Below are 4740 nucleotides of genomic sequence, written 5' to 3'. Positions count from 1 at the left end.
AATGCACCGGCAGCGTGTCGTTCGTGCGCGCGTTGTGTTCAGTTCGAAGGAACCTCCGCTGCCGCAAGGTGGCTTGGCCCAAGCTCCTAGAGGTTGGGCCTTTTTTGCGCCGTTTTTTCGCGCCGGCCATCGCGGCGGCGTGGCGCGTGTCCGCGAGAGCACCTGATAGGTTCCGCAATCACGGCTCAGCGCTCGACGAAGCGCATTGCGTGTGCGCTAAGGCCGCTCGCCGTTAATATAGAACTCGAGTTGCTGAATGGTGAACTGCTGTTCCGCGATGATGTTCTTCACGAGGTCCCCGATCGATACCATCCCGACGAGCCGCTCGTTTTCGATGACAGGCAGGTGACGCATGCGCCGCTCGGTCATCAGCGCCATGCAGTCTTCGGTGGTCTGCTCGGGACGAACGAAGCGCACCGCCTTGCTCATGATGTCGCGTACCGGCGTTGCTTTCGACGAGCGGTCCATCAGTACGACCTTGCGTGCATAGTCGCGTTCGGTGACGATCCCGGCAATGCTGTCGCCATCCGTGACCACCAGGGCACCGATGCCTTTGTCGGCCATCAGCCGGATCGCCTCGTAGACGGAATCGTCCGCGCCGATCGTGTAGACGCCGGCGGGATTCGGCTTTGTTTTAAGAAGTTGTGCAACGCTTGTCATGGAGCGGCTCCGTTTCGCAATGCAGCACGCCGGAGTGGCGCGCTGTCGTGAGGGGACAGGACAGGCCATTGCAGTATAGGCGTGACGTGGGCCGGCGGTGCACCGGAATACGTGCGGCGGTTCACAGGTCGCGTTCGATCGTTAGGCCGGCACCGAGGGCCGTTCGCGCCGGTCTCGGCCGGGTGCGAAGTTTTGCGCCGCTTTCAGCAACCGCGAAGGGGCTTGCGCGTGCTGCGTGCGGATTAGCGGTAAACTCGCACTCCACACTTATCCCCGGCTCGACCGGGTTCATGCCAGCACCACTGTTCAACGCCATGCTCACGTCTCAGGATTCATCGCCCGCAGCCGACGGCGCCGTCGCCGGCGAATGCGTCGCTCTCGACGCTACCGCCACACTGCCCACGCGGTACGGCACGTTCACCTCCTATGTGTTTCGCGTGGTCGACAGCGGCGCCGAACATCTCGCGCTCGTCATGGGCGATGTGGCCAACCAGTCGTCCGTGCTGACACGCATGCATTCGGAATGCCTGACGGGTGACGTGCTCGGCTCCTATCGCTGTGACTGCGGCGAGCAACTCGATCTGGCGCTGCGTTATATCGCGGCCGAAGGGTGCGGCGTGCTGCTCTATCTGCGCGGGCACGAAGGGCGCGGCATCGGCCTCTCCAACAAGATTCGCGCTTATGCGCTGCAGGAGCAGGGGCGCGACACCGTCGAGGCGAATCTCGATCTCGGTCTGCCCGACGATTCGCGCGAATACGATTCGGCCGCGGGCATTCTGCGCACGCTTAAAGTGACGTCGGTGCGGCTGATGAGCAACAACCCCGAGAAGTTTCATACGCTGTCGAAGCACGGCATTCCGGTGTGCGAGCGCGTCGCGCTCGCGATTCCGATGCGCGAGGAAAACGAGCGCTATATCCGTACGAAGCAGCTCAAGTTCGGGCATTACTTCGACGAGAACGAGTAGCGACGATTTGACGGCCGTCTGCAGTGTGCCAAAGAGAGCCAAAATCGTCCGCAACTAATTGAAAGTAAAACGGAAAGTATCGATCTTCACGGTCCCAGTCGGCACATCGACGCTTTTCTCCGTATGTCTATATTTGCGATGTTGGCGTAGGTTTTCTCGGCGTTGCCAGGGAAACCTACGCCCGATATTCTTCCCTCAGAAAAACCTACTCCGTGGGAAGAATGCGCTTCGATGCACGTGCCGCCGCCAGGCTGCCGAGCGGCATCACCGATGCAGTTGTCAACGACAACGCGATTTCGGTCAGAGCCGCGCGGTTGAAGGGAATCGCCTCGTCTGTAGCTGGGTGTGCTGGCATTCTGGTAGTGCCCGACCTCGAGGCTGGCAACATGCTGTTCAAGCAACTGGAGTTTCTGGGCAGGGTGGCCAGTGCGGGCATCGTTCCAGGTGCGAGAGTACCCATTGTGCTCACCAGCCACGCGGACAGTGTGCCTGCCCCGTTGGCATCATGTGCCGGAGGCCGACTTCGGGCAAGTATGCGCAGGGCCTTGTAACCGGTGAAACAACGAACCGGGTGCTTGCCCGATTAGAGCCATTGGTGCATGTCACGCACGAAGCAGCCCACGTCGCGCTGTCAGTGGCTGAGAATTCCTTCCGCAGTATTCCGCCTTTACTGCTAGTAATGGATCGTCAGCGGCTCCGGATAATGCTGCGTAAGCGGGTAGGAACTCTCGGCCGTCCAGGCCTCTAACGTCTCACTACCCACCACACATGCGCTGCCAGAGCGAAATGACTTGAATGTGGTCTGCGCCGAGTAGGTGTCTCCCGCAATATACGAAGCGACGCGACGTTCACGTCCGGCAGGCTCGCCGATGCGCTGCAGTACTCGGTCGGGGTGAACGGTACGCCCACGCAGAAGCTATCCCTCTTTGGGCGCGTGTCCGATCAGCAGCGAATCGGCAATGGTGCAATGGTGGGTTCAAGGATGGCTGCTGAATGCCGGCGCCCGATATTTGTTCTGACGGGGATCTTCACCGAAGGTCATGCTCCCGACGCTGGGGCCGACTATTTTCCAGGCGCTGTCGAAGATCGGAATTTGACATGGGATGGCGGGCGACTATGTGGCTCGTCGGCCGAGGTGAGTGGCCGTTCGAGCTTGGAAACGGACGTCGCGCCCACACCAGGACGTGAGGCCTTGAGGCCCTGAGTCAGTCCGTCGTTCAACCATCGGTTCTTGATCCGGCTTCCACGCGCGGTCTATGTGTAGCTTGCGCGGCATCATCCGGATGAGATCGACAGGGCGAAGCTGGAGGCGGAGATCGAAAGGTTCTGAACGATAAAGTCCTCGTTGCTGATACAGGAACAAAGAACGACGTCGTGGCGATTTACTCTGACGCGACCGTTGGCCCATTCAGCAGGGTTTACGACATCGAAGCCGCGTCGAACCGCAGCACTAAAATTAGTCACAAGACGATGATCGATGCGGCTGCTTGCACTGAAGTAACTACCTTGCGTGATTTCCCTTTTCAGCAGCCGGTCGAAGATGGCTCGCCGAATGTCACTCCGATGAACCGTGACTCGAGCAAACCGGCGACTGGATTCGCAATGCCGTAAGCCAACAACCAAGAAACTCATTGCATATCGGGTCCCCTTTTCCTTGATCACTCGATCGAGGAACCGATATGTCGAATTTCAACGCATCACCTGATCCACGTGGGATCTCGCATCACGCGGTCCGCGTCGCGCGTGCAAGCGCCATTGCCGTTGCCACGTTCGTTTCGCTGTCAGTGGCTGCGCCGCAAGCGGCAAGTGGGCCGCCGTGGATGAATACGGCGCTTGCTCCCGAACAGCGAGCGGCATTGCTGGTCAGTGCGATGACATTGGATCAGAAAGCCGCCCAGTTGCATGGCCAAAGCGGCACGATAGCCGAGGTGCCGGCGTGTGGAAACAGCACCCGTCACGTCCCGGGCATACCGGCGTTGAGCATCCCGACGTTCCGGATCACGAATGGCCCGGTTGGGATTGGGGCGGGCGACTGCGTGCCGCAGGACCGGGCGACCGCATTGCCGATGTCGATGGCGCTGGCAGCGAGCTTCGATCCCAGCGTTGCCCGAGCGTACGGCGATGTGTTGGGCCGTGAAGCACGCATGCTGGGCCTGCACGTGGTCGAAGCGCCCGGCATGAACGCAGTGCGCGTTGGACAGGGCGGCCGAAACTTCGAGTACCTCAGTGAAGACCCGGTGCTCGCCGGCGTCATCGCCGAGAACGAGATCCGCGCTGCGCAGGAGAACGGCGTCATTGCGATGGCCAAGCATTTCATACTCAACGAACAGGAGGCGAATCGGAACACCGTGAGTGTGGTCGTCGATGACCGTACGCTTCACGAAATCTATTTGCTGCCATTCGGTGTGTCCGTCAGAAGGGGCAACGTCGCGTCGGTGATGTGTTCTTATGACCGCATCGGCTCGACGTACGCCTGTGAAACACCGCGAACGCTAAACGCAATCTTGCGCGGTGAATTGGGTTTCACGGGTTACGTGCAATCCGACTTCGGCGCAACGCATTCGACTGCACCGTCGATGAATGCGGGTCTCGACCTCGAGATGCAATCGGGTATCTGGTTCACGACGCCTAACCTGAACCAGGCGTTGGCGACAGGCCAGTTGACGATGACGACGGTCAACCAGGCGCTGACGCGTCGCTACACGCAGATGTTCAAAGCGGGTATTTTCGATCGTCCGGTAGTGCGCACGCCGCTCGATTCCACGACGATCCAGACTGACGGCGCCGAGGCCCGTGCGATTGGAGAACAGTCAGCGGTGCTATTGAAGAACAGCGGCAATCTGCTGCCGCTGACGGGCGCGGTCAAATCGATCGCAATCGTTGGCCACAATACCTATGTGGATGATGCTATCGCTGGCGGAAGCGGTAGTTCGCAAGTATTGCCTACCTACACCGTCGGCCCGCAGCAAGGGATCACGAACGTACTTCGGCAGCTAGGCTCCAGTGCGACCGTGAAGGTGTTCGCCGCGCCGGACGACGGCAGCATGGACGCTGCGGTCGCCGCGGCTGCGGCGACGGCCGACGTCGCGATAGTGATGGCTGGCGTCCTGACGGG

At 60.4% G+C, this 4740-nt stretch carries 5 protein-coding genes; 4 read left to right on the top strand and 1 reads right to left on the bottom strand.

Going from position 1 to position 4740, the window contains the following annotated elements; all coding sequences use genetic code 11:
* Window positions 1-216: 216 nt before the first annotated feature.
* Window positions 217-660, bottom strand: a complete 444-nt coding sequence (locus VGH68_RS09890; RefSeq protein WP_331603411.1) for a CBS domain-containing protein — start codon at window positions 658-660, stop codon at window positions 217-219.
* Window positions 661-974: 314 nt separating this feature from the next.
* Here VGH68_RS09890 and ribA point away from each other — a divergent pair, with 314 nt between their 5' ends.
* The 4 genes from ribA to VGH68_RS09870 form a co-directional block, all read left to right on the top strand.
* Window positions 975-1625: a GTP cyclohydrolase II gene (ribA, locus tag VGH68_RS09885; RefSeq protein WP_331603412.1), complete on the top strand. Its 651-nt coding sequence runs from the start codon at window positions 975-977 to the stop codon at window positions 1623-1625.
* Between the two features lie 221 nt (window positions 1626-1846).
* Entirely contained in the window at window positions 1847-2176 is a 330-nt protein-coding gene (locus VGH68_RS09880; protein WP_414696922.1) for a phosphate acyltransferase, read from the top strand.
* Window positions 2177-2999: 823 nt separating this feature from the next.
* Entirely contained in the window at window positions 3000-3236 is a 237-nt protein-coding gene (locus tag VGH68_RS09875; RefSeq protein ID WP_331603410.1) for a hypothetical protein, read from the top strand.
* A gap of 245 nt (window positions 3237-3481) precedes the next feature.
* On the top strand, window positions 3482-4740 hold a 1259-nt coding region (locus VGH68_RS09870), incomplete at its 3' end, for a glycoside hydrolase family 3 protein (protein WP_331603409.1).

This window comes from Paraburkholderia sp., from assembly GCF_036488505.1.
GTDB lineage: Bacteria > Pseudomonadota > Gammaproteobacteria > Burkholderiales > Burkholderiaceae > Paraburkholderia.
Note: the sequence above shows the minus strand (reverse complement) of the source record. Positions and strands in the feature narration are given on the sequence as shown.